Annotated in this window: 20 protein-coding genes and 8 tRNA genes; 27 read left to right on the top strand and 1 reads right to left on the bottom strand. The window is 43.0% G+C overall.

Annotated elements, in window-relative coordinates; genetic code table 11:
• Positions 1 to 32 precede the first annotated feature (32 nt).
• The 13 genes from rlmD to rpoS all read left to right on the top strand — a co-directional run bounded on the left by rlmD (position 33) and on the right by rpoS (position 14,118).
• A complete protein-coding gene (gene rlmD, locus C9J47_RS25825) occupies positions 33 to 1,397 on the top strand; it encodes a 23S rRNA (uracil(1939)-C(5))-methyltransferase RlmD (protein ID WP_107256788.1) in 1,365 nt (454 codons plus the stop codon).
• A 41-nt stretch (positions 1,398 to 1,438) separates the two neighbouring features.
• Positions 1,439 to 3,670: a GTP diphosphokinase gene (relA, locus tag C9J47_RS25820; RefSeq protein ID WP_107256786.1), complete on the top strand. Its 2,232-nt coding sequence runs from the start codon at positions 1,439 to 1,441 to the stop codon at positions 3,668 to 3,670.
• Positions 3,671 to 3,852: 182 nt separating this feature from the next.
• Positions 3,853 to 4,662: a nucleoside triphosphate pyrophosphohydrolase gene (mazG, locus tag C9J47_RS25815; RefSeq protein ID WP_107256784.1), complete on the top strand. Its 810-nt coding sequence runs from the start codon at positions 3,853 to 3,855 to the stop codon at positions 4,660 to 4,662.
• Positions 4,663 to 4,907: 245 nt separating this feature from the next.
• Positions 4,908 to 6,545, top strand: a complete 1,638-nt coding sequence (locus C9J47_RS25810; RefSeq protein WP_107256782.1) for a CTP synthase — start codon at positions 4,908 to 4,910, stop codon at positions 6,543 to 6,545.
• Positions 6,546 to 6,628: 83 nt separating this feature from the next.
• On the top strand, positions 6,629 to 7,930 hold the full coding sequence (gene eno / locus C9J47_RS25805) for a phosphopyruvate hydratase (protein ID WP_107256780.1): 1,302 nt from the start codon (positions 6,629 to 6,631) through the stop codon (positions 7,928 to 7,930).
• Positions 7,931 to 8,198: 268 nt separating this feature from the next.
• Positions 8,199 to 8,474: a cell division protein FtsB gene (gene ftsB, locus C9J47_RS25800; protein WP_006232580.1), complete on the top strand. Its 276-nt coding sequence runs from the start codon at positions 8,199 to 8,201 to the stop codon at positions 8,472 to 8,474.
• Between the two features lie 32 nt (positions 8,475 to 8,506).
• Complete coding sequence (ispD, locus tag C9J47_RS25795) at positions 8,507 to 9,211, top strand: 2-C-methyl-D-erythritol 4-phosphate cytidylyltransferase (protein WP_107256778.1); 705 nt, start codon at positions 8,507 to 8,509, stop codon at positions 9,209 to 9,211.
• 5 nt (positions 9,212 to 9,216) lie between these two features.
• On the top strand, positions 9,217 to 9,690 hold the full coding sequence (gene ispF, locus C9J47_RS25790) for a 2-C-methyl-D-erythritol 2,4-cyclodiphosphate synthase (protein WP_107256776.1): 474 nt from the start codon (positions 9,217 to 9,219) through the stop codon (positions 9,688 to 9,690).
• Positions 9,691 to 9,715: 25 nt separating this feature from the next.
• Entirely contained in the window at positions 9,716 to 10,774 is a 1,059-nt protein-coding gene (gene truD, locus C9J47_RS25785) for a tRNA pseudouridine(13) synthase TruD (protein WP_170107583.1), read from the top strand.
• Positions 10,755 to 11,504: a 5'/3'-nucleotidase SurE gene (gene surE, locus C9J47_RS25780; RefSeq protein WP_107256774.1), complete on the top strand. Its 750-nt coding sequence runs from the start codon at positions 10,755 to 10,757 to the stop codon at positions 11,502 to 11,504. Before truD ends, surE begins: the two co-directional genes overlap by 20 nt.
• 2 nt (positions 11,505 to 11,506) lie before the next feature.
• A complete protein-coding gene (locus C9J47_RS25775) occupies positions 11,507 to 12,136 on the top strand; it encodes a protein-L-isoaspartate(D-aspartate) O-methyltransferase (protein WP_107244345.1) in 630 nt (209 codons plus the stop codon).
• A gap of 4 nt (positions 12,137 to 12,140) precedes the next feature.
• A complete protein-coding gene (nlpD, locus tag C9J47_RS25770) occupies positions 12,141 to 13,061 on the top strand; it encodes a murein hydrolase activator NlpD (protein ID WP_107256889.1) in 921 nt (306 codons plus the stop codon).
• A 52-nt stretch (positions 13,062 to 13,113) separates the two neighbouring features.
• Positions 13,114 to 14,118 (top strand): RNA polymerase sigma factor RpoS, encoded by a 1,005-nt coding sequence (rpoS, locus tag C9J47_RS25765; RefSeq protein ID WP_107256772.1) that lies wholly within the window; start codon positions 13,114 to 13,116, stop codon positions 14,116 to 14,118.
• 135 nt (positions 14,119 to 14,253) lie between these two features.
• On the opposite strand, the gene mutS is transcribed toward rpoS, so the two are convergent.
• On the bottom strand, positions 14,254 to 16,791 hold the full coding sequence (mutS, locus tag C9J47_RS25760) for a DNA mismatch repair protein MutS (protein WP_425440616.1): 2,538 nt from the start codon (positions 16,789 to 16,791) through the stop codon (positions 14,254 to 14,256).
• A gap of 246 nt (positions 16,792 to 17,037) precedes the next feature.
• Between mutS and pncC the strand changes: the two genes are divergently transcribed.
• The 14 genes from pncC (at position 17,038) to C9J47_RS25690 (ending at position 24,885) form a co-directional block, all read left to right on the top strand.
• Positions 17,038 to 17,529 (top strand): nicotinamide-nucleotide amidase, encoded by a 492-nt coding sequence (gene pncC / locus C9J47_RS25755; RefSeq protein ID WP_107256768.1) that lies wholly within the window; start codon positions 17,038 to 17,040, stop codon positions 17,527 to 17,529.
• Positions 17,530 to 17,667: 138 nt separating this feature from the next.
• Entirely contained in the window at positions 17,668 to 18,729 is a 1,062-nt protein-coding gene (gene recA, locus C9J47_RS25750) for a recombinase RecA (RefSeq protein ID WP_107256766.1), read from the top strand.
• A 119-nt stretch (positions 18,730 to 18,848) separates the two neighbouring features.
• The gene (gene recX / locus C9J47_RS25745; RefSeq protein ID WP_107256764.1) at positions 18,849 to 19,313 is read left to right on the top strand and encodes a recombination regulator RecX; all 465 of its coding nucleotides are present in this window, start codon (positions 18,849 to 18,851) and stop codon (positions 19,311 to 19,313) included.
• Positions 19,314 to 19,545: 232 nt separating this feature from the next.
• Positions 19,546 to 22,167, top strand: a complete 2,622-nt coding sequence (gene alaS / locus C9J47_RS25740) for an alanine--tRNA ligase (protein ID WP_107256761.1) — start codon at positions 19,546 to 19,548, stop codon at positions 22,165 to 22,167.
• A gap of 16 nt (positions 22,168 to 22,183) precedes the next feature.
• Positions 22,184 to 23,362, top strand: coding sequence for an aspartate kinase (locus tag C9J47_RS25735; RefSeq protein WP_107256759.1), 1,179 nt, complete (start codon positions 22,184 to 22,186; stop codon positions 23,360 to 23,362).
• A gap of 85 nt (positions 23,363 to 23,447) precedes the next feature.
• Complete coding sequence (csrA, locus tag C9J47_RS25730; protein ID WP_006232594.1) at positions 23,448 to 23,645, top strand: carbon storage regulator CsrA; 198 nt, start codon at positions 23,448 to 23,450, stop codon at positions 23,643 to 23,645.
• Between the two features lie 227 nt (positions 23,646 to 23,872).
• A tRNA-Ser gene (locus tag C9J47_RS25725) sits at positions 23,873 to 23,964 on the top strand.
• A gap of 37 nt (positions 23,965 to 24,001) precedes the next feature.
• A tRNA-Arg gene (locus tag C9J47_RS25720) sits at positions 24,002 to 24,078 on the top strand.
• Positions 24,079 to 24,132: 54 nt separating this feature from the next.
• A tRNA-Arg gene (locus tag C9J47_RS25715) sits at positions 24,133 to 24,209 on the top strand.
• A 12-nt stretch (positions 24,210 to 24,221) separates the two neighbouring features.
• Positions 24,222 to 24,313: transfer RNA gene (locus C9J47_RS25710), tRNA-Ser, on the top strand.
• 90 nt (positions 24,314 to 24,403) lie between these two features.
• Positions 24,404 to 24,480: transfer RNA gene (locus tag C9J47_RS25705), tRNA-Arg, on the top strand.
• Positions 24,481 to 24,537: 57 nt separating this feature from the next.
• Positions 24,538 to 24,614: transfer RNA gene (locus C9J47_RS25700), tRNA-Arg, on the top strand.
• Positions 24,615 to 24,626: 12 nt separating this feature from the next.
• Positions 24,627 to 24,718, top strand: a tRNA-Ser gene (locus C9J47_RS25695).
• 90 nt (positions 24,719 to 24,808) lie between these two features.
• A tRNA-Arg gene (locus C9J47_RS25690) sits at positions 24,809 to 24,885 on the top strand.
• The last annotated feature ends 47 nt before the right edge of the window (positions 24,886 to 24,932 follow it).

The raw sequence follows: 24,932 nt of genomic DNA, 5'->3' as shown, positions 1-24,932 counted from the left end.
TAAACCAATGTCTTTTCGTGAGTCAAAACACTATGGCACGCTTTTTTAAGCCTCAAAAACGTAAAATCACTGATACTAAGCACAAAGAAATCGTTATTAATCGATTAGATCATCTGGGTGCTGGTATTGGTCATCTAAACAATAAATCTATTTTCGTTGACGGTTTGTTGCCGGGTGAAAAAGCATTGGTTCAGATCACTGATGATAAAAAGCAGTATGCGCGTGCTAAAGTCATCAAGCGTCTTATTGACAGTCCAGCGCGTATTAAACCGCATTGTCCAATCTATGACCAGTGTGGTGGTTGTAACTTGCAACATTTATCGCATCAAGGTCAGGTTTTTGCTAAACAGCAGGCGTTAAGCGATTTGATGGTAAAATTTGCAGGTGACCAACAAACGGCGGCTATCGAGCAAGTTACTCCTATTATAGCGGCAGAACACCATTATCGTCGCTGCGCTCGATTTAGTGTTCTGCCAAGTAAAGATGGCCAGTTACAGTTTGGCTTTCGTAAAAAACAGAGCAAAGACATTGTTAATGTAAAGCAGTGCCCAGTGCTTGCTGAGTCATTGAATGAACTTTTACCCCCTTTACGTAGTCTGTTATCTACATTGAAAGGACAAAGGCATCTTGGTCATATTGAGCTTATTGAAGCTGATAATGGTCGTGTTGTATTGATTCGACATCTAAAGCCTTTTTCTGACAAAGACATGACGCTGATTCTTAATTTTGCCCAAGAGCAAAATGTTATCCTATTCTTAGCGCCAACCTCAGATGACATCGAGTTGATTCACGGTGAAACCCCGTACTATCGCTTAGATGATTTAACATTACATTTTTCACCGAAAGACTTTATTCAAGTCAATCGTGATGTGAATAAGAAAATGGTAGAACAAGCAACAGATTGGTTAGATCTTCAGCCTAACGACCGTGTGTTGGATTTATTTTGTGGGCTAGGTAATTTCAGTTTGCCGCTCGCAAAACACGCAAAAGCAGTGGTTGGAGTTGAAGGCATCGATGAAATGGTTCATCGTGCAACAGAGAACGCAATGTGCAACAAGCAGAATAACGCTACGTTTTATCAAGCTAATTTAGATGATGACGTGACAAAGCTTGCATGGGCACGAGAACCTTTCAATAAAATATTATTGGATCCCGCACGTGCAGGTGCTGCAGGTGTGATGGAGCACGTAGTGAAGCTTAAGCCTGAAAGGGTAGTATATGTATCATGTAACCCGGCTACACTCGCACGAGATAGTCAGGTATTACTGAAAAAAGGTTATCAGTTGGAACGTCTTGGCATGTTAGATATGTTTCCACAGACGGGGCATTTAGAGTCGATGGCATTGTTTGTTAAAGCCAAGGCTGTTAAAAAAAAGAGAGTGGTTACCAAACTTTGATTTGGTAGTTATCACCAATACAGAGAATACAGGACAGAAAAATGGTCGCAGTTCGCGGTGCGCATTTAAAGGAAAATGATACATTTGAGCTTTCATCATGGGTTGATAGCCTGCAGCAAGATGCCAAGGTATCTAAACGCTTAAAAAAGACCTATCAACGATGTATCGAAATAACGACTAAGGAAGAGTCTACGCCATTGTTATTATGGCGTGGCCGCGAAATGGTAGAAATTTTAGTTACCTTGAGTATGGATACAGACACTCTGGTAGCTGCGTTATTAGTCCCGCTGGTTGAAGCTGGGATTTATCAACATGAGCAAGTTAAAGAAGATTACAACACCACCATTATGCAATTGGTTAAAGGTGTTGAGCAAATGGCCGCGATTGGTCAGTTGAATGCGACCACAGAAGGTGCCGAGCAATCGGCACAGGTCGATAATATTCGTCGCATGTTGTTATCTATGGTTGATGACTTCCGTTGTGTTGTCATTAAGCTCGCAGAGCGTATTTGTAATTTACGTGAAGTAAAAGATGAGCCGGATGAGGTACGCCGAGCAGCAGCACGTGAATGTGCCAATATTTATGCGCCATTAGCAAACCGCTTAGGCATTGGTCAGCTTAAGTGGGAAATCGAAGATTATGCTTTCCGCTATCAGCATCCTGATGTGTATAAGCAAATTGCTAAGCAACTATCAGAACGCCGTATCGACCGTGAATATTATATTGATCATTTTGTCTCTGATTTAGATGAATCAATGAAAGCGTCACACATCAAAGCTGAAGTGCACGGTCGTCCTAAGCATATCTATAGTATCTGGCGAAAGATGCAAAAGAAAAGCTTAGAGTTTGATGAGCTATTTGATGTACGAGCGGTACGTATTATTGCCGACCAGCTACAAGATTGTTATGCCGCATTAGGCGTAGTGCATACTAAGTATCGTCATCTTCCGAAAGAATTTGATGATTATGTTGCGAATCCAAAACCGAATGGTTACCAATCGATTCACACCGTCGTATTAGGACCTGAAGGGCGTACGATTGAAATTCAGATTCGTACTAAGCAGATGCATGAAGAGTCTGAATTAGGTGTGGCAGCACACTGGAAATACAAAGAAGGATCATCATCTGGCGCTGCGAAGTCATCTTATGATGAGAAAATTAATTGGCTTCGTAAGCTACTTATGTGGCAAGAAGAAATGTCAGATTCTGGCGAAATGCTGGATGAGTTACGTAGCCAAGTCTTTGATGACCGTGTTTATGCTTTTACGCCCAAAGGTGATGTCGTTGATTTGCCGTTAAATGCAACCCCACTCGATTTTGCTTACCATATTCACTCTGAAGTTGGGCACCGCTGTATTGGCGCCAAAGTAGAAGGGCGTATTGTACCGTTCACTTATCATTTACAGATGGGTGAGCAGGTTGAAATCATCACCCAGAAAGAAGCGAATCCGTCGCGGGATTGGTTAAACCCTAATTTAGGCTTTGTAACCTCTGGTCGAGCAAGAGCCAAAGTGCATGCGTGGTTCCGTAGGCAAGCTCATGATAAAAACATGATAGCGGGGCGTGAAATCTTAGAGCTTGAACTGAATAAAATCGGCGCCAAGCTTAAAGATGCAGAAGTGTATGCATTAAAGCGTTTCAATGCTAAAAACGTAGATGAATTGTTCGTTGGTATTGGTAGTGGTGATTTGCGTATTAACCAAGTGGTTAATCACATCAGCATGATTATTAATAAGCCAACGGCAGAAGAGGAAGACCAACAGTTAGTGGATAAGCTGACTGAAGCGAGTACCAAAATCAGCACTAGTGCGAAAAAGCCTCAACGTGATGCTGTTGTTGTTGAAGGCGTCGATAACTTAATGACGCATTTAGCACGCTGTTGTCAGCCGATCCCTGGTGATGAAATTGTGGGTTTTGTCACCCAAGGTCGTGGTATTTCTGTTCATCGTAATGACTGTGAACAACTTGCAGAACTTCGTCATCATGTACCAGAACGTATCATTCATACGGTGTGGGGGGGTGGTTTCGTGGGTAATTATAATATTACAGTGCGAGTAACTGCCTCAGAGCGAAATGGCTTGATTAAAGAGCTGACCAATACTTTAGCGAATGAAAAAGCAAAAGTGGCGGGAATGAAAAGTCGCATTGACTACAAAAAGCAGATGTCGATTATGGACTTTGATTTAGAACTCACCGACTTAGAAGTACTGAGTAAAGTGTTGAAGCGTATCGAACAAGTTAAAGACGTTGCTGAAGCTAAGCGTTTGTATTAAAGGCGTTTGTATTAACAAGGCTTGATAGAGGCATCAATACGGCAGATTTAGCCAATAGTTTGTACCATAACGTAAAAACAGGAAGCATTATGCTTCCCGTTTTTGTTTCTGGTAATCTGCAACCAAACGGCATGTCGTGACGTAGCCATATCTATCACCGCAAAAACCAATAGCGATCTATTATGAGCGAACCTAAATCAGCACCAATCGAACAGTTACTCGAGATTATGGTCACCCTGCGTGATCCTCAAAAAGGATGCCCGTGGGATCTTAAGCAAGATTTTTCTTCGATCATTCCGCATACGATCGAAGAAGCTTACGAGGTTGCTGATGCTATCGAGCAGAAAAATTGGAGTGATGTGCGTGAAGAGTTAGGTGATTTACTGTTTCAAATAATTTTTTATAGCCAGCTAGGCAAAGAACAAGGGTTGTTTGATTTTAATGATGTGGTTGCTGGATTAAATGAAAAATTAACGCGTCGTCATCCTCATGTTTTCAGTGACGCTAAGTTTGCTGATGACGAGGCAATTAACGCCAACTGGGAAGCTGAAAAAGCGAAAGAGCGAGATGCAAAAGGGCACGATGAAAGTATATTAGCCGATATTCCCCTCGCATTACCTGCCTTGAGTCGCGCCGATAAAATTCAAAAGCGTTGTTCAAAGCATGGTTTCGATTGGGACACGATTGCCCCCGTGGTTGATAAAGTAAAAGAAGAGCTCGATGAGGTCATGGATGAAGTCATTCAAGTGTCACCTAATCAAGCTAATATCGAAGAAGAAATGGGCGATTTGCTTTTTTCTGTGGTGAATTTAAGCCGCCATTTAAAAGTAAAACCAGAGCTTGCTTTACAACGCGCAAATAAAAAATTTGAAAAGCGATTTCGCCAAGTAGAAAAAAGTGTGCTAGAAAAAGGGATGCGTTTAGAAAGTTGTTCATTGGATATGTTAGATAATGAATGGGATAAAGTGAAACGTGCTGAGCGCAAAGAATAATCGTTATCATAAATATAATTCATTGATTATTAGATTTATATTCACTGGTCTTTTTTATTAAAAAGAGTAACATTTGTCGGTTGATTTTTAACCAATCGACCTATGTAGTCGGTATAATTGATTTGAGACAAAAAAAAACGATGAATGCTGTGATAGTTTTCACGTTGTGGCAATAAAGTGTGTCTGGTATACTAATTTCCCGTCCAGATACACTTTATCCTCTACACCAATCTTCCAGGTTAATCATGACAACGAATTATATTTTTGTTACGGGCGGGGTCGTATCCTCACTAGGTAAAGGCATTGCAGCAGCATCATTAGCGGCAATTTTAGAAGCACGTGGTCTTAAAGTGACCATGATGAAACTAGACCCTTACATCAACGTTGACCCAGGCACAATGAGCCCAACTCAACACGGCGAAGTATTCGTTACGGAAGACGGTGCAGAGACCGACCTTGATTTAGGTCACTATGAGCGTTTTATCCGCACCAAAATGACCAAGCGTAATAACTTTACCGCAGGTCGTGTTTACGAAGAAGTACTTCGTAAAGAGCGTCGCGGAGACTACCTTGGTGCAACTATTCAGGTAATTCCTCATATCACGAACGAAATTAAAGAACGTGTGATTGCAGGTGCTGAAGGCCACGATGTTGCTATCGTTGAAGTTGGTGGTACTGTTGGTGATATCGAATCGTTACCATTTATGGAAGCTATTCGTCAGTTGGCAGTACAGAAAGGTCGTGAGCGCACTATGTTCATGCACCTAACGTTAGTTCCTTACCTTGCTGCGGCAGGTGAAGTGAAAACGAAGCCAACACAACACTCGGTAAAAGAATTACTTTCTATTGGTATTCAGCCAGACATCTTAGTATGTCGTTCTGATCGTGTTATTCCTGCTAACGAGCGTGCGAAAATTGCACTGTTCTGTAATGTGCAGGAAAAAGCTGTAATCTCAATGAAAGATGTAGATTCAATCTACAAAATCCCACAACTTATTAAAGCTCAAGGTCTTGATGATCTTGTATGTCAGCGTTTTGGTATTACGGCACCAGAAGCTAATTTGGCTGAGTGGGAACAAGTAATTTACGAAGAAGCAAACCCAACCGAAGAAGTAACAATCGGTATGGTAGGTAAGTATATTGAACTGCCTGATGCTTACAAATCAGTAAACGAAGCATTGAAACACGCTGGCCTGAAGAACCGTCTATCTGTGAAGATCAAATATGTTGATTCACAAGATGTAGAGTCTAAAGGTATTGAAGTACTTGAAGGTCTAGATGCAATTCTAGTACCTGGTGGTTTCGGCGGTCGTGGTGTTGAAGGTAAAATCCGTACAGCACAATATGCTCGTGAAAACAAAATTCCGTACTTAGGCATTTGTCTGGGTATGCAGGTAGCATTGATTGAATTTGCGCGTAATGTTGCAGGTTTAGCTGATGCACACTCTACTGAATTTAATGCTGAAACTAAAAACCCAGTAGTTGGTCTAATTACCGAATGGGTAGATGGTGACGGTCAAGTAGAGAAGCGTACAGAAGAATCAAACTTAGGCGGTACAATGCGCCTTGGTTCTCAGTTATGTCACCTGAAAAATGGTTCTAAAGCGCGTGAGCTATACGGTAACGCAAGCATTCATGAGCGTCACCGTCACCGCTATGAAGTGAATAACAATTTGCTTCCGCAACTAGAAAAAGCTGGATTGAAAATTTCAGGTCTGTCAGCAGACAAGAAATTAGTGGAAATTATTGAATTACCTAACCACCCATGGTTTGTGGCTTCTCAATTCCACCCTGAGTTCACATCAACTCCTCGCGATGGTCACCCTCTATTTGAAGGTTTCGTGAAGGCAGCAGGTCAACAACTGCGTGGTGAACTTAAATAAGTAAGGATTACGGATAGCTGTAGAGATAACCCACTACGGCTATTTTTTAGCTTTTAAATTGAAGATAAGCAAGAGGAAACACAATGTCTAAGATCGTTAAAGTTCTAGGTCGTGAAATCATCGATTCACGTGGTAACCCAACAGTAGAAGCTGAAGTTCACCTAGAAGGCGGTTTCGTCGGTATGGCTGCTGCTCCATCTGGCGCATCAACTGGTTCTCGTGAAGCTCTTGAACTACGTGACGGCGACAAATCTCGCTACCTAGGTAAAGGCGTTCTTAAAGCTCTTGAAGCTGTGAATGGTCCTATCGCAGAAGCACTACTTGGTAAAGATGCAAAAGACCAAGCTGCTATCGATCAGGTAATGATCGACCTAGACGGTACTGAAAACAAATCTAAGTTTGGTGCTAACGCAATCCTTGCTGTTTCTCTAGCAAACGCTAAAGCAGGCGCTGCAGCTAAAGGCATGCCTTTATACGAGCACATTGCAGAACTAAACGGTACTGCTGGCGTATTCTCTATGCCTCTACCAATGATGAACATCATCAACGGTGGCGAGCACGCTGATAACAACGTTGATATCCAAGAGTTCATGATTCAGCCAGTTGGCGCAAAGACTCTTAAAGAAGCACTACGTATTGGCGCTGAAGTATTCCACAACCTTGCTAAAGTACTTAAGGCTAAAGGCCTAAGCACTGCAGTTGGTGATGAAGGTGGTTTCGCTCCTAACCTAGAATCTAACGCTGCTGCACTAGCTGCAATCCAAGAAGCTGTTGAAGCTGCTGGTTACGAGTTAGGTAAAGACGTTACTCTAGCAATGGACTGTGCTGCATCTGAGTTCTACGACAAAGAAGCTGGCAACTACAACATGAAAGGCGAAGGCAAAATCTTCTCTTCTGAAGAATTTAACTTCTACCTACAAGACCTTGCTAACCAATACCCAATCGTATCTATCGAAGATGGTCTTGACGAATCAGATTGGGCTGGCTTCAAGCACCAAACTGAACTTCTAGGCGACAAGCTTCAAATCGTTGGTGACGATCTATTCGTTACAAACACAAAGATTCTTGCTGAAGGTATCGAGAAAGGCGTTGCTAACTCTATCCTTATCAAGTTCAACCAAATCGGTTCTCTTACAGAGACTCTAGCTGCAATTAAGATGGCTAAAGATGCTGGTTACACAGCAGTTATCTCTCACCGTTCTGGCGAAACTGAAGATGCAACTATCGCTGATCTAGCGGTAGGTACAGCTGCAGGCCAAATCAAAACTGGTTCTATGAGCCGTTCTGACCGTGTTGCTAAGTACAACCAGCTAATTCGTATCGAAGAAGCGCTAGGCGCGAAAGCACCTTTCAACGGTCTTAAAGAAGTTAAAGGTCAAGCTTAATTATTAAGCAATGACTTTGGGTTCTTAACCCTGATTCTTCTGAAACCGCCTCTTTTGAGGCGGTTTTTTTATATCTCGTGTCTTTTTTATCTCTGAATAAGCCAGACTAAAAGCCTAGTGCTAGTCACAAAGTGCGCTTTATGGGATTATTACAGCGAATGTTCATTTCACTGTTTAGCAATCATGATATGTATCGTTAACCAATGTAATGGCTATTTATCCTCATATAATGAGTATCAAATAATTAACAAGAAAAGTGGGGAAGTGCATGCGTCTGTTATCTGTGCTGCTACTGGCTACCTTGTGTTGGCTCCAATATGATTTTTGGTTGGGTAAAAATGGCTTGATGGATTACTTAGCCGTTGAAGCTAATGTCGGTATTCAGCAAAAAGCCAATGCGGAACTCGTTCAACGTAATCAACAAATGTACGCCGAAATTGATGATCTACATCGTGGTCAAGAATCGGTAGAAGAGCGGGCAAGAAATGAACTTGGCATGATTAAGCCAAATGAAACTTTCTTCCGGATCATCGGCGATAACTAATCGCCTTTATTTAACTCAGAATGAACTGTGCCATGAATCAACAGCTTACCGCGGTTGTACCTGCTGCTGGTATTGGTAGTCGTATGGCTGCTGATCGACCAAAGCAATATTTACATATTGCGGGTAAAACAATTTTAGAACACACGATTGACCGTTTGTTTAGTCACCCCGCGATTACACGAGTGATTATTGCGATTAGCCAAACGGACCCCTATTTTGCTTCACTTCCACTGGCTAGCGACCCACGTATTACCGTGGTTGATGGTGGTGCCGAGCGTGCAGATTCTGTGTTTGCTGGTTTAGCCGCGATTGATGATGAAAATACCTGGGTGTTGGTTCATGATGCAGCTCGTCCTTGTGTGCGGCTTAATGATTTAGAACGGCTTGTTGAGGCGGCGATACGCAGTGACAGTGGAGCGATCCTTGCGGCTCCGGTTCGCGATACAATGAAACGAGGTTGCCAGCAAATTAATGGGCTGCAGGGTATTGTATCAACGGTTGAACGCAATAATCTTTGGCATGCACTTACACCACAAATGTTTAAAGTGAAGCAACTAAAAGATTCATTACAGCACGCACTCAAAGAAGGTGCGGTTATTACCGACGAGGCGTCGGCGCTGGAGTATTGTGGGTATATCCCACAGCTAGTAAAAGGGCGTTCAGATAACCTTAAGGTGACTCAACCTGAAGATTTAGCCTTGGCTGGTTTCTACTTAGAACAATTAATGAAGGAATAAATCTGATGCGAATTGGACACGGATTTGATGTACATAAGTTTGGTGGTGAAGGGCCCGTTATTATTGGTGGTGTTGCTATCCCTTATGAGCAAGGTCTTATTGCCCATTCAGATGGCGACGTTGCACTTCATGCCGTTTGTGATGCCTTGTTAGGCGCTATTGGCGCGGGTGATATTGGACGTCACTTCCCAGATACAGACGCGGAGTGGAAAGGGGCTGATAGCCGTTTTTTACTGCGAGATGTCTACAGTAAAGTAAAGGATAAAGGGTATCATCTTGGTAATCTTGATGTGACGATCATTGCCCAAGCCCCTAAAATGGCCCCGTATATTGATGCGATGTGCCAAGCGATTGCCGAAGATTTAGAAACAGATATCGGTAATGTTAATGTTAAAGCGACAACTTCAGAACGTCTCGGTTTTACTGGGCGCAAAGAAGGCATCGCTTGCGAAGCGGTAGTACTAATTAATGCTCAATAATGACGGTGTTGTGATGTCTGATAATATGCTGAATGTAATGGATAATTTTTGTTGGCTATATGAAAAACCAACATGTCAGGGGCAAATTAAAGCACTGCCAGAGCATTTCATCGTAAAAGAAAATTTAGGTTTTGAGTTCGCAGGCAAAGGCGAGCACTTCATGGTAAAGATCCGCAAAGTGGGTGAAAATACCAAATATGTAGTGAATGAACTTGCGAAGGCTTGCGGTGTTAAATCCCGAGATGTGAGCTGGGCCGGCCTTAAAGATCGCCATGCTGTGACTGAGCAATGGATCAGTGTTCACTTACCGGGTAAGGCAGATCCTGATTTAACGGATTTTGTTGCTGAGCATCCAGGTATTGAAGTACTCGAAACAACACGTCATGACAAAAAATTACGACCGGGTGATCTTGTTGGTAACTGGTTCCAGTTACGCCTGCTTGATCTAACCAACCCTGAAGAATTAGCCCTGAAACTAGAACAAGTAAAAATGCACGGTGTGCCAAATTACTTTGGTCAGCAACGTTTTGGTCACGGTGGTAATAATGTGATTAAAGCACGCAGCTGGGGCAATGACGAGTTCCGCTTACGTGATAAAAGCAAGCGTAGTTTTTACTTGTCAGCCGCTCGTTCATGGCTATTTAATATGGTGTTATCAACCCGTATTGAACAAGGCAGCGTGAATTCGTTAATGGTTGGTGATTGCCTGCAAAATGCCGGTGAAGACAATTGCTTCCTTGCCGAATCTATTACCGAAGAATTGCAAGCTAGTATTGATAAGGGGCTTGTTAATATTACTGCACCGTTAGTGGGCGATAATGCATTGCCGACAGCAGCAGATGCAGAGGCTTTTGAGTTAGCCATTATTGCTAATGAACCTTCATTACTGAAGTTGATCCGTGATAATCGAATGCGCCATGAACGTCGTACTTTATTACTGAAACCAAAAGAGATGGAATGGCAATTTGATGGCAATGATGTTGTATTATCATTTGCGTTACCTGCCGGCTGTTTTGCGACGTCAGTAGTCAGAGAATTACTTGTCGAACAAGAAGGTAGTACGCATGCGAATATTGATCAGTAATGATGATGGCATTTTTGCCGAGGGCATTAACACGCTAGCGACAGTGTTAAGTGAACTGGGAGAAGTGACTGTTGTTGCGCCTGATCGAAACCGCTCTGGCGCATCGAATTCATTAACGCTCGATTACCCTCTTCGTATTCGCGAAGAGGGAGATAGACGTATTTCTGTCGATGGCACTCCGACAGACTGCGTGCATTTTGCATTGAATGAATGGCTAGATTATCGTCCAGATATCGTGGTCGCAGGCATTAACCATGGCGCCAATTTGGGTGATGACGTGCTGTATTCCGGTACGGTTGCAGCTGCCACAGAAGGACACTTTTTAGGTGTACCTGCAGTTGCGGTTTCATTGGTCGGTTCAACACATTTTGATACCGCAGCACAAGTAGTAAAAAGTATTGTTGTGAACTTGCTAAAGAAGCCGTTACCTAAAAACAAGATCTTGAATATCAATGTACCTGACATTCCTTTTTCTGAGTTAAAGGGTTGGAAAGTGACGCGTTTAGGTGCCCGTCATCGTGCAGAACAGATGGTTAAAGATGTGGATCCTAGAGGGAAGGTATTATATTGGTTAGGTCCTCCAGGGGCATGCCAAGATGCTGGTCCTGGCACTGATTTTCATGCTGTAGAGCAAAACTTGGTGTCGATTACTCCGTTGCAGGTTGATTTAACGGCGCATGATGCTCTTGAGAGTGTTGAGTTATGGATGAATGAAGAGGGGGAAAAATAGGGATGCGCTACGCGAAAGAACGACATAACTTGATGGTTATTTTACAACGTCATGGTATTCGAAATGAGAAAGTACTCAATGCAATAACCAGCGTTCCAAGAGAACTGTTTATTGATGAGGCTTTTTCTCACCAAGCGTATGAGAATAATGCATTACCCATCGGTAGCGGACAGACCATTTCTCAACCTTATATCGTCGGTAAGATGACAGAGTTACTCGAATTAACGGCACAATCACACGTGTTGGAAGTTGGCACTGGCTCGGGCTACCAAACCGCGGTACTCGCCCAATTAGTTGATCATGTATATTCAGTTGAGCGTATTAAAGCACTACAATGGCAAGCTAAACGCCGTCTAAAACAATTAAATCTCCATAATATATCGACTAAACATGGGGATGGATGGAAAGGTTGGCATAATAAAGGCCCATTTGATGCCATTATTGTTACCGCAGCCGCAGAAGAAATGCCGATGGAATTATTGGCGCAACTTACTGACGGTGGACGGTTAGTTATCCCTGTTGGCGATGACTTACAGGTATTAAAAAAGATCACTCGTAATGGCGAACAGTTTGTTTCTCAAGATATTGAAGCCGTTAGGTTTGTTCCTTTGGTTGCTGGAGATTTAGCATAAAGTGATGGGGCTGCGTGTGAAGGGAAACATATGGTGTATAGCCTCAGTTGCAGCTTGTCTGCTGCTGTTGTCTGCCTGTAGCAGTCACACGCCTGCACCTGTTTCTAGCCTTAATAAAGATTACTCACAAGTTGATCGTGGTAGTTTTCGTGGCAGTTACTATCGAGTTCAAAAAGGCGATACGCTTTATTTTATTTCTTATGTAACAGGTAAAGAAGTTAAAGAAATAATTGCTCAGAATAAATTGTCATACCCTTATACGATTTATCCCGGACAAAAACTTGATCTTTGGAATTCGAAATACGTTGCACCTAAATACGGCATTGCTGCTGTCGCTGTTGTTAAACCCCCAGTAAAAACAACAGCTAATACTGCTAAGCCAAAATCACCTGCACAGCAAAAAAAAACGAAGCCCAAACCTCCAGTGCAACCAAAGAAAGTTGAGCAAAAAACAGTCAATAAAAAAGTTGATCAAGATCGCACAAAGGAGTACTCTCAAAAAGCGACAAAAAGTAACAATTCAGCAACAAAAAAACCAGCAGCCAGTAACAAGGTCGCTAGTTGGAACTGGCCAAATAATGGGCGCGTTATTGCAAAGTTTTCCAATTCAGAAAATGGAAATAAAGGCATAGACATTGCTGGTCAACGTGGTGCAACGATTGCTGCATCAGCAAATGGTCGAGTGGTTTATGCTGGTAACGCACTTCGTGGCTACGGTAATCTCATTATTATTAAGCATAGCGATGATTACCTTAGTGCTTACGCCCATAACGATAAAATGCTTGTGAAAGAGCAGCAAACAGTAAAAGCCGGGCAGAAGATTGCTTCAATGGGAAGCTCGGGTACAAGCAGTGTTCGTTTACATTTTGAAATTCGTTATAAAGGTAAATCCGTTGATCCAATGCGGTATTTGCCCAAAAAATAGAATGACATAGAGAAGTTGTAATGTCTTGCTAACTCGCCATCTGGGAGGCGCTATGAGTAGAAGCAGCACAGCAAAAAAAACTGACACATTAAACCTTGATGAAGACATTGATATCGAGGCAATAGCTGATGCGGCAGCAGCGAGTACTAAAGCTGAGCCGGAAGAAAGCTCAAATGATGAAGTTGATGTTTCTAAATACGGAACCACGCAAAAAGCGCTTGATGCAACACAACTTTACCTTGGTGAAATTGGTTTTTCACCACTGCTAACGGCAGAAGAAGAAGTATTGTATGCGCGACGAGCATTACGTGGTGATGAAATTGCACGTAAGCGTATGATTGAGAGTAACTTACGTTTAGTGGTTAAAATTTCCCGTCGATACAGCAATCGTGGTCTTGCTTTGCTTGATCTAGTGGAAGAGGGGAACCTCGGGCTTATTCGAGCAGTTGAAAAGTTTGATCCAGAACGAGGCTTTCGATTTTCGACTTATGCAACGTGGTGGATCCGCCAAACAATAGAACGCGCGATCATGAACCAAACCCGCACCATCCGCTTACCAATCCATGTCGTAAAAGAACTGAATGTTTACCTCAGAACTGCACGTGAACTTGCTCAAAAGCTTGATCATGAACCTACTGCAGAAGATATCGCACTGAAATTAGAGAAACCCGTTGATGATGTTAATCGTATGCTACGTTTGAATGAACGTGTTAGCTCGGTCGATAATCCGATAGGTGGTGATTCTGAAAAAGCGTTGCTTGATATTATCCCTGATGAGAAAGGAGGAAGCCCTGAATCATCAACGCAAGATGACGACATCAAAAACTCCATCGTTCACTGGCTACAAGAGCTGAATCCTAAGCAACGAGAAGTACTTGCTCGTCGTTTCGGGTTACTTGGCTATGAAGCATCAACCTTGGAAGATGTTGGTCGTGAAATCGGTTTAACCCGCGAACGCGTTCGTCAAATTCAAGTTGAGGGCTTACGTCGTTTACGTGATATGTTGACCCATCAAGGACTGAACATTGAGTCGTTGTTTAATCAAGGTGCGCAATAATTTAATTATGTTTTGTTGAAATAAATGAGCCCATTTTGTTACACCTTTTGTCATTTATTCTAGAAATATAAGAAACAAAAAAGGACGCCGATGCGTCCTTTTTTTATTTTCTACAAATTTGAGCTGTTAGGTTAATTACATTAATGCCTTTAATCGGTATAACTCGTCTAATGCTTGGCGTGGTGTCATCTCGTCAGGATTGACTTTGGCTAATGCTTCTTCAACGTCACTCGGTTCAGGAAGCAACGTCAGCTGCTGCTCTTCTCTCGGTGCTTTCGAAGGGTTTTTTATCGCTTGTTGGTGACCCGTTGTTTCTAGTTGGGTAAGCTTAGCCTTTGCTCGTTTGATAACCGCCTTAGGCACACCTGCTAAGCTGGCAACCGCCAAACCATAAGATTTACTTGCCGCCCCTTCTTGTACTGCATGCATGAAAGCAATTTCATCACCGTGTTCAACCGCATCTAAATGAACATTGGCTAAGCCATCCATCATGGAGGGTAACTCTGTTAGTTCGAAGTAATGAGTCGCAAATAAAGTCATCGCTGAGATTTTTTCAGCTAGCCATTCAGCACTTGCCCATGCCAATGACAGACCATCATAGGTACTTGTACCACGGCCTATCTCATCCATCAGTACTAAACTTTTGCTTGTCGCATTATGAAGGATATTGGCTGTTTCAGTCATTTCGACCATGAAGGTAGAACGACCAGAAGCTAAATCATCAGAGGCACCAATACGAGTGAAAATACGATCCAGAGAACCGATTCTAACGGCTTCTGCTGGCACAAACGAACCCACGTGAGCCATAAGAGCAATAAGGGCTGTTTGACGCATGTAGGTCGACTTACCACCCATGTTTGGGCCGGTAATAATTAACATACGACGATCATGGTGAAGAGAAATTGGGTTAGCAATAAACGGTTCACTTAATACTTGTTCAACAACTGGATGACGACCAGCTGTTATCTCAATTCCCGTTTGGTCGGTTAACTCTGGTCGGCAATAGTTCAGGGTGTCAGCACGTTCCGCAAGGTTGGCTAATACATCTAATTCACTTAAAGCACTCGCTGTATTTTGTAGCAACTCTAAGTGAGGCAGTAACTGATCAAACAGTTCTTCCCACAATTTCTTTTCTAAACCTAGGGCTTTAGATTTAGAGTTAAGTACCTTGTCTTCGTGTTCTTTTAGTTCAGGAATAATATAACGTTCAGCATTCTTTAGGGTTTGGCGGCGAACATAGTGATCGGGTGCTAAATGACTTTGCCCACGGCTAATCTGAATAAAGAAACCGTGAACCTGATTAAAGCCCACTTTTAAGCTATCAATACCATGCTGCTCTCGTTCACGAGTCTCAAGATCATCAAGGAATTTTTTCGCACCATCAGCAAGGTCACGCCATTCATCCAATTCCGCGCTATAGCCTGGTGCTAATACGCCACCATCACGAATAATAACGGGTGGGTTTTCTATAATTGCGCGTTCAAGCAATTCGCATAGTTCGTCCATTGGCGCAGAAGACTGTGCAAGCTCGCCGATACGTGGCTGCTCAATGTCAGCCAATAAATCGGCTAGCTGGGGCAGAGATTGTAATGCGCTACGCATACGCGCCAAATCGCGAGGGCGTGCAGAACGCAGTGCTAATCGCGCTAAAATACGCTCTAGATCGCCCATATGACGTAGTACTTCAGCCACATCAATAAACATCCCCGTATCTTTAAATGCTGCGATTGCATCTAAGCGATGGTTGAGCTGCTTGGTATCTCGAATAGGTTGATGCAACCAGCGTTTTAGTAAGCGGCTGCCCATTGGAGTAGCTGTATGGTCAAGTACCGATGCTAGGGTGTTCTCAAAGCCACCAGATAAGTTTTGGGTCAGTTCTAAATTACGGCGTGTTGCAGCATCTAAAATAACCGAATGATCTTTGCTGTCTAAGGTAATTGCACGAATGTGGGGCAAGGCAGTACGTTGGGTATCTTTCACATATTGCAGTAAACACCCAGCAGCCGATAACCCACGTTCCGCTTTTTCGACACCAAAGCCAATTAAGTCACGAGTACCAAATTGCAGGGTTAATTGTTGACGTGCAGTATCGAGATCAAATTCCCAAATAGGGCGACGACGTATTCCCTTAATGGCATCAATCATGTGTATTTGCGTAAAGTCTTCAGGGTAAAGCAGCTCTGCCGGACTAGTGCGTTGCAATTCTGCTTGCATTGCTTCTTCAGTTTCAGGTTCTGAGAGCATGAAACGGCCAGAAGTAATATCCAGTGTGGCGTAGCCAAAGCCTTTACTGTTTTGATAAATAGCCGCGACTAAGTTATCTCGGCGCTCGCTTAGTAGCGCCTCATCACTGACAGTACCCGGTGTTACAATACGTACAACTTGACGCTCTACAGGGCCTTTGCTTGTGGCTGGGTCGCCAATTTGTTCACAAATAGCGACAGACACACCTTGTTGAACTAGCTTTGCTAAGTACCCTTCCACAGCATGGTAGGGTAAGCCAGCCATAGGAATAGGCTGACCATTTGATGAACCACGCTTAGTCAGCGTAATATCAAGTAGTTGAGACGCTCTTTTAGCATCATCAAAAAAGAGTTCGTAGAAATCACCCATGCGATAGAACAGTAGTGTGTCAGGGTTTTCAGCTTTAATGCGTAAGAATTGCTGCATCATGGGTGTGTGTGTTTCTAAACCTTTTACTGTCACAATATTGCCTACTGTTGCTGCTGGATTAAATTCTGGTACAAGGATACGTGAATCAGGCTAGTCGGCAAAGTAGCAATGCGGGGAATTTGCTTTCAAGTGGGTAAGTTGATAATCGTAGCGGTTATTTAGATATCCTGATAGAGGCGCTTGCGGCAAATAGTTTTAAGGTGATTTCCAATAATACAGTGTTGCTGACCGAATAAGGATTGAGAGATGAATAGGGTAGTGGAACTGGCTGAACAATTGGGCGCGGCGTTATCACAGCAGAGTTGGATCGCAACAACGGCTGAGTCGTGCACGGGTGGTGGTGTATCTATGGCGATTACTGAAATAGCAGGCAGTTCTGCGTGGTTTGACCGCGCGTTTGTGACTTATAGTAACGAAGCCAAGCAACAAATGATTAATGTACAGGTTGAGACACTAGCTACACACGGTGCTGTCAGTGAACCTGTTGTTATAGAAATGGCAAAAGGTGCGTTAGATAATTCTAATGCCAATATCAGTGTTGCTATCAGTGGGATCGCTGGCCCCGGTGGTGGTACAGAATTGAAACCTGTTGGCACGGTATGCTTTGCTTGGGCAGATAAAACGGGGTGGCTGTATACTGAAACCTGTTTGTTTGATGGTGATCGCAACGCTGTAAGAGAGCAAGCGATTGAAAAATCGTTATCTGGCATGCTTCAGCGGTTAGTTACGATAGCTTAATGGTGCGTTGTTATTTTTAGGCTAAGTGTAAAGATAAAAAAAATATCACACAGTGCTAGACACTGTATGAATAGACAGTATACTAATCATCATTAAGCAAGTTCAGTTATTTCATTTAAGCATCCGTTGGAGAGTCGAATGGACGATAATAAGCAGAAGGCTCTTGCCGCAGCGTTAGGTCAGATTGAAAAGCAATTTGGTAAAGGTTCAATCATGAAGTTGGGCGACAACCGCACAATGGATATTGAAACCATTTCAACAGGTTCACTTTCACTTGATATTGCATTAGGTGCTGGTGGTTTACCAATGGGGCGTATCGTTGAAATCTATGGTCCTGAATCATCAGGTAAAACAACGCTAACGCTTGAAACAATTGCCGCGGCGCAACGCGTAAATAAAACGTGTGCTTTTATTGATGCTGAACACGCATTGGATCCAATCTATGCCCAGAAGCTGGGTGTTGATATTGATCAGTTACTTGTTTCTCAGCCAGACACGGGTGAGCAAGCATTAGAAATCTGTGACGCACTAGCACGCTCTGGTGCTGTTGACCTTATCGTAATCGATTCTGTTGCGGCTTTAACACCTAAAGCTGAAATTGAAGGCGAGATGGGTGATTCACATATGGGTTTACAAGCACGTATGCTTTCTCAAGCGATGCGTAAGCTGACTGGTAACCTGAAGCAATCAAACTGTATGTGTATCTTCATCAACCAAATTCGTATGAAAATTGGTGTGATGTTTGGTAACCCAGAAACGACTACGGGTGGTAATGCTCTTAAGTTCTACGCATCTGTTCGTCTTGATATTCGCCGTACTGGTGCAATTAAAGATGGTGATGAAGTGGTTGGTAACGAAACACGCATCAAGGTTGTTAAAAATAAAATTGCTGCACCGTTTAAGCAGGCTGAAACACAAATTCTTTATGGTCAAGGCTTCAACCGTAACGGTGAACTCATTGATCTAGGTGTTAAGCATAAGCTTGTAGAAAAAGCGGGCGCTTGGTACAGCTATAAAGGTAATAAAATTGGTCAAGGTAAGGCTAATTCTTGTAAGCACCTAGTCGAAAATCCAGCAATAGCTGAAGAGATTGAAAAACTACTGCGTGACATGCTGTTATCACCAGCAGTGGAAGAAGCAGAAGAAACTGATGAAAAAAAATCAGGTTCAAAAAAAGATGAAGCTGAAGCTCTAAAATAAGAGTGCTGAAGCAGCTGTAACATGAAGATATATCTCTTCTTGAACAGCTTTCATAAATGAATAAGAAAGCGGGCTTTGTAGCGTATACAAAGCCCGCTTTTTGTTTAACGGAATTTAATATGACAAAGAATAGCCCTCACAAAATATCAGCGAAACAAGTGGCTATTGGGTATTTATCACGTCGCGATTATGCTGAAGTGGAATTACGAATAAAACTTCAAGGTAAACACTATGCTCAAGATGAAATCGACAGTGCAATTGCTGACTGTCTTGAGCGCGGTTGGCTGAATGATCATCGTTATGCATTACTCATTGTACGAAACAGTATTGCTAAAGGGCTGGGAGAGTTGCGTCTTCAAGCAGAATTAAGAAATAAAGGTGTATCAGAGGCTATCATTAATCAAGTCTTTGATGAGTGTGATGTTGATTGGTTTGAACATGCGAAAGATGTTGCTCTGCGAAAGTTTGGTATTAGTGATGCTGATACACTTAAAGAAAAAGCGAAGCGTTATCGCTTTATGGAATATCGAGGGTTTGACTCAGACCAAATAAGCTACGCATTGAATATTAGTGATGATGAGTGACCTGAAATCAATTATAACGATTGGGTCTAACAGCCGCCGTACAACCTCCTTCCCGTAATTAACTGCATATTTAGCGGTTAAGATGCCATTATTTACGTAATTTTTAACATAATATTTCCCGTACCCACAGTGGTTGTTTTACAATGACCGCCAAAAATTTTATCTTAGTCCGATACTATCGCTTAAAGGCGATAATTCTGGTTTCTATAAAACATCTATTCAGGATTTCCCAATGTACATGAGCACTGATGAGATTCGCCGTGCGTTTCTAGCGTTTTTTGAGAGCAAAGGCCACCAAATAGTGGAGAGCTCTTCTCTTGTACCTGCCAACGACCCAACGTTGTTGTTTACCAATGCAGGTATGAATCAATTTAAAGATACTTTTCTAGGTATTGAAAAGCGCAGCTACACTCGAGCGACAACTGCTCAACGCTGTGTACGTGCCGGTGGTAAGCACAATGATCTAGAGAATGTTGGCTTTACTGCCCGTCACCATACTTTCTTTGAAATGCTGGGTAATTTCAGTTTCGGTGATTATTTCAAGCAAGACGCGATTAAGTATGCTTGGGAGTTTTTAACTGATGTATTGGGCTTGCCTCAAGATCGTCTATTGGTAACGATTTACGAAACAGATGACGAAGCATTCGACATCTGGAATAAAGAAATGGGTATCCCCGCAGATCGTATCGTACGTATCGGCGACAACAAGGGTGCACCTTACGCGTCAGACAACTTCTGGCAAATGGGTGACACAGGTCCTTGTGGCCCTTGTACTGAAATTTTCTATGATCACGGCGAACATATTTGGGGCGGTCGCCCTGGTACACCAGAAGAAGATGGTGACCGTTTCATCGAGATCTGGAACAACGTATTCATGCAATTTAACCGTCAAGCTGACGGTACTATGGAGCCGTTACCTAAGCCTTCTGTTGATACAGGCATGGGTATTGAGCGTATTGCTGCAATTATGCAGGGCGTTCACTCTAACTATGAAATTGATATCTTCCAGACACTCATCAAAAAGTCTGCAGAAGTGATTGGTTACGAAGATTTATCTAATCAATCATTACGCGTTGTGGCTGACCATATCCGTTCATGTGCATTCTTAATCGTTGATGGTGTTATGCCGTCAAACGAAGGCCGTGGTTATGTGCTTCGCCGTATTATTCGTCGTGCAGTGCGCCACGGTAATAAATTAGGCGCAACAGGTGCGTTCTTCTACAAGCTAGCGGGTCCTTTAGCTGAAATCATGGGCACTGCTGGTGAAGAGCTGAAGAAACAACAAGCGCTTGTTGAAAAAGTATTGAAGATTGAAGAAGACAACTTTGGTCGTACACTTGACCGTGGTTTGACAATCTTAAATGACGCTTTAGATAACTTAAGCGGCAAAGAGCTTGATGGCGAAACGGTATTTAAACTGTATGACACATACGGTTTCCCAGCAGATTTAACCAACGATGTTGCACGTGAGCGTGATTTCACCATTGATGAAGAAGGCTTCAATAATGCGATGGAAGCACAACGTCAACGTGCGCGTGAAGCGGGTAAATTTGGTGTTGATTACAATGAATCAATCAAAGTAGACGCGAATACTGAATTCTGTGGCTACACAGGCACAGCAGCACAAAGCAGCATTATTGCGCTTTACCGTGACGGTGAAGCGGTTGATAGCATTCTTGCTGGTGAAGACGCATTAATCATTCTTGATAATACGCCGTTCTATGCCGAGTCTGGTGGTCAGTGTGGTGATGCTGGTGTTCTAACCGCAGAAAGCACAGTGTTCAATGTATCTGATACACAAAAGTTCGGCGCTGCTATCGGTCACAAAGGGTCACTCGAAAAAGGTGCGCTTAACGTTGGCGATAAGCTTGAAGCTCAAGTTGATGTTGCACGTCGTGCTGCGATTACACTGAACCACTCAGCAACACACTTACTGCATTCTGCATTGCGCAACTTGCTAGGTGAGCATGTTGCTCAGAAAGGGTCATTAGTTAAGCCTGACGCACTACGCTTTGACTTCTCTAACCTTGAAGCGGTTAAGCCCGAGCAATTGCGTGAAATCGAACGTGTTGTGAATGAACAAATTCGTTTGAACCACAGCATTGATACCAACATCATGGATATTGAATCTGCTAAGCAAAAAGGTGCAATGGCACTGTTTGGCGAGAAATACGATGATGAAGTACGCGTACTTAGCATGGGTGAGTTTTCAACTGAACTATGTGGTGGTATTCATGCGAAAAATACCGGTGATATTGGTTTATTCAAGATTACCTCTGAAGGTGGTATTGCGGCCGGTATTCGTCGTATTGAAGCGGTAACGGGTGCTGCTGCTATTGATGCATTACATGCACAAGAAGCATTGTTATCTGAAACGGCAAGTATTGTTAAATCTGATACAGCTTCTGTTGCGACAAAGGTGAGCGCGTTACTGGCACACAGCAAGCAATTAGAAAAAGATATTCAGCAACTTCAAGATAAGCTTGCCGCACAAGAAAGTGCTGGTTTGCTTGATCAAGCGAAAGAAATCAATGGTGTGAAAGTATTGATAACGCAGCTTGATGGTGCTGACAATAAAGCCCTGCGTGGCATGCTAGATGAAATAAAGAATAAATTAGGCAGCGGTATCGTTGTGCTTGGTAATGTGAGTGGCGATAAAGTTGGTTTGATCGTTGGTGTAACGAAAGATCTTACTGGCAAAGTGAAAGCGGGTGAGCTTGTTAACATGGTTGCCCAGCAAGTTGGTGGTAAAGGTGGCGGTCGTCCTGACATGGCTCAAGCTGGCGGCACAGATGCCGCTGCATTACCTGCGGCTCTTGAATCGGTTACTCCTTGGTTAACTGAAAAACTGTAAATATTGGAGAGGTGAAGTGACATTATTAGTGCAGAAGTTTGGTGGTACGTCGGTAGGTAGTATTGACCGAATTGAAGCTGTAGCTGATCGTGTAATGAAAACATATCAGCAAGGTCATCAGATAGTTGTTGTATTGTCAGCCATGGCCGGTGAGACAAATCGCTTGTTAGGGTTGGCAAAACAAATTGATGAGATTCCAACGGCGAGAGAGTTGGATGTCTTATTATCAGCGGGTGAGCAAGTGTCTATTGCTTTACTTGCGATGGCTTTGAATAGGCGAGGCATTAAGGCGCAATCCTTAACTGCTGATCAAGTGACTATTCGAACGGATAATGTATTTAATAATGCCAGTATCACAAAAGTTGAGACAAAGCGTATAACAGCGTTACTTGAACAAGGTAACGTTGTTGTTGTGGCTGGCTTTCAGGGGCGTGATAGTGATAACAATGTCACGACCTTAGGGCGAGGCGGTTCAGATATGACCGCCGTTGCGGTTGCGAGCGCTTTGAATGCAACTGAGTGCCAAATATTTACAGATGTAGATGGGGTCTATTCGACAGACCCCCGTTTAGTACCTGATGCCAGACGTTTAAATGTGATTCATTTTGAACATATGAGAACAATGGCGAGTAAAGGTGCTAAAGTGCTACAATTACAGTCAGTTGAGTATGCTCTTCAGCATAGTGTCCCTTTACGAGTACTTTCATCGTTTGATGAAGGGGAGGGCACTCTTGTAAATTTTGACATAGCGTCAACACCTTCTATTGTTGGTATTGCCATTTTAGGTAATCAAGCATTGTTGGAGGTTGAGTTATCTAAAGATGAGCTACAAAGACAATTAAGTATATTTGGGGTAGAGGTTTGGAGTGTGACTGCAAAAGCAGATTCCACACAAATTGTTGCTTCAAATGACGATTTAGCACGACTTAGACTAGTGTTAGATGAGAAAATGCGCCATATTGGTGATGTTTCAACTCTATCTATGATAGGGAATGATGTATTGGAATATGCGGATGAAATTCGTATTTTCTTATCAGAAGCAGGCATTATTGTGCACCATAAGCAGCGACAAACTGATTGCCTTTCTTTTTTGATAGATAAAGACAATCATAAGTTAGCTGCTGATATCATCCACAAAAGGTTTGTGGTAGACCAGCAAAGTCTGGATAATCTACCTCTTCTCGCTATTTATTGAGCTGAGACCATTTACGCTGTAGTAAATTTTGCTGGATAATAAATATTAATTCTTATAAAACTGAGATAACTCAAGGAGCACACGAATGCTAATTTTGACTCGTCGCGTTGGTGAAACGCTAATGATTGGTGATGAAGTAACAGTTACTGTACTTGGTGTTAAGGGTAACCAAGTTCGCATTGGTGTTAACGCACCTAAAGAAGTATCTGTTCACCGTGAAGAAATCTACATGCGAATTCAAGCTGAAAAAGAAAACGGAACTCAAGGTTCTGGCAACTTCTAATTCAAATGGGTCGGCTATATTATGCTGGCCTTTTTTGTCTCAAGTTTGATCTAGATACAAATTATATTTTTGTTAGCTTTGACGAAATATGCCAAACATTTCGATAGTTACGTTGGTTTAGTTGCCGTGTTGGCTATTAAATGTGCATGCGTGCTGCTATTGCTGTTTTTTGGCAATAAAGTGTTTGACTTATTTTTGGCTGGCAGTAATATGAGCCCCCGAAACACGGTGAGGTGGCCGAGAGGCTGAAGGCGCTCCCCTGCTAAGGGAGTATATGGTTTATCCCGTATCGAGGGTTCGAATCCCTCCTTCACCGCCATTATTTTTTAATGGCATTGTGGAAAAGAAACATCAGTGCACGCGTAGCTCAGCTGGATAGAGTACTTGGCTACGAACCAGGCGGTCGGAGGTTCGAATCCTCCCGCGTGCACCATTATTTATAAGCAATGACATTCTTCAGTTGTCGTTGTCGTAAAACAGAATTAGTGCACGCGTAGCTCAGCTGGATAGAGTACTTGGCTACGAACCAGGCGGTCGGAGGTTCGAATCCTCCCGCGTGCACCATCTAATTCGTGTGGTGAGGTGGCCGAGAGGCTGAAGGCGCTCCCCTGCTAAGGGAGTATATGGTTTATCCCGTATCGAGGGTTCGAATCCCTCCTTCACCGCCATTCTTTCGTTAACGCTAGTATGCTACTTAGTAGTCGACTTGTGTTAATAAGTATCTTTCTTAGCCGGAAGATAAGTAAAGCAACATCAGTGCACGCGTAGCTCAGCTGGATAGAGTACTTGGCTACGAACCAGGCGGTCGGAGGTTCGAATCCTCCCGCGTGCACCATCATTTAAAAGCAGTGACAGTATTTCATGATTGTCATTGTGGTAAAACAGAATTAGTGCACGCGTAGCTCAGCTGGATAGAGTACTTGGCTACGAACCAGGCGGTCGGAGGTTCGAATCCTCCCGCGTGCACCATCTAATTCGTGTGGTGAGGTGGCCGAGAGGCTGAAGGCGCTCCCCTGCTAAGGGAGTATATGGTTTATCCCGTATCGAGGGTTCGAATCCCTCCTTCACCGCCATTCTTTCGTTAACGCTAGTAAGCTACTTAGTAGTCGACTCGTGTTAATAAGTATCTTTCTTAGCCGGAAGATAAGTAAAGCAACATCAGTGCACGCGTAGCTCAGCTGGATAGAGTACTTGGCTACGAACCAGGCGGTCGGAGGTTCGAATCCTCCCGCGTGCACCATCATTTAAAAGCAGTGACAGTATTTCGTGATTGTCGTTGTGGTAAAA

The sequence above is a fragment of the Photobacterium indicum genome, from assembly GCF_003026215.1.
GTDB lineage: Bacteria > Pseudomonadota > Gammaproteobacteria > Enterobacterales > Vibrionaceae > Photobacterium > Photobacterium indicum.
Note: the sequence above shows the minus strand (reverse complement) of the source record. Positions and strands in the feature narration are given on the sequence as shown.

Bases quoted from the DNA above. Each gene is read 5' to 3' on its own strand.
- pncC (WP_107256768.1), top strand. From the start codon at position 17,038: ATGAATAGGGTAGTGGAACTGGCTGAACAATTGGGCGCGGCGTTATCA.
- surE (WP_107256774.1), top strand. From the start codon at position 10,755: ATGCGAATATTGATCAGTAATGATGATGGCATTTTTGCCGAGGGCATT.
- rpoS (WP_107256772.1), top strand. From the start codon at position 13,114: ATGAGTAGAAGCAGCACAGCAAAAAAAACTGACACATTAAACCTTGAT.
- C9J47_RS25775 (WP_107244345.1), top strand. From the start codon at position 11,507: ATGCGCTACGCGAAAGAACGACATAACTTGATGGTTATTTTACAACGT.
- nlpD (WP_107256889.1), top strand. From the start codon at position 12,141: ATGGGGCTGCGTGTGAAGGGAAACATATGGTGTATAGCCTCAGTTGCA.
- ispF (WP_107256776.1), top strand. From the start codon at position 9,217: ATGCGAATTGGACACGGATTTGATGTACATAAGTTTGGTGGTGAAGGG.
- truD (WP_170107583.1), top strand. From the start codon at position 9,716: ATGCTGAATGTAATGGATAATTTTTGTTGGCTATATGAAAAACCAACA.
- csrA (WP_006232594.1), top strand. From the start codon at position 23,448: ATGCTAATTTTGACTCGTCGCGTTGGTGAAACGCTAATGATTGGTGAT.
- relA (WP_107256786.1), top strand. From the start codon at position 1,439: ATGGTCGCAGTTCGCGGTGCGCATTTAAAGGAAAATGATACATTTGAG.
- alaS (WP_107256761.1), top strand. From the start codon at position 19,546: ATGTACATGAGCACTGATGAGATTCGCCGTGCGTTTCTAGCGTTTTTT.
- mazG (WP_107256784.1), top strand. From the start codon at position 3,853: ATGAGCGAACCTAAATCAGCACCAATCGAACAGTTACTCGAGATTATG.
- rlmD (WP_107256788.1), top strand. From the start codon at position 33: ATGGCACGCTTTTTTAAGCCTCAAAAACGTAAAATCACTGATACTAAG.
- ispD (WP_107256778.1), top strand. From the start codon at position 8,507: ATGAATCAACAGCTTACCGCGGTTGTACCTGCTGCTGGTATTGGTAGT.
- C9J47_RS25810 (WP_107256782.1), top strand. From the start codon at position 4,908: ATGACAACGAATTATATTTTTGTTACGGGCGGGGTCGTATCCTCACTA.
- recX (WP_107256764.1), top strand. From the start codon at position 18,849: ATGACAAAGAATAGCCCTCACAAAATATCAGCGAAACAAGTGGCTATT.
- ftsB (WP_006232580.1), top strand. From the start codon at position 8,199: ATGCGTCTGTTATCTGTGCTGCTACTGGCTACCTTGTGTTGGCTCCAA.
- recA (WP_107256766.1), top strand. From the start codon at position 17,668: ATGGACGATAATAAGCAGAAGGCTCTTGCCGCAGCGTTAGGTCAGATT.
- mutS (WP_425440616.1), bottom strand. From the start codon at position 16,791: ATGATGCAGCAATTCTTACGCATTAAAGCTGAAAACCCTGACACACTA.
- eno (WP_107256780.1), top strand. From the start codon at position 6,629: ATGTCTAAGATCGTTAAAGTTCTAGGTCGTGAAATCATCGATTCACGT.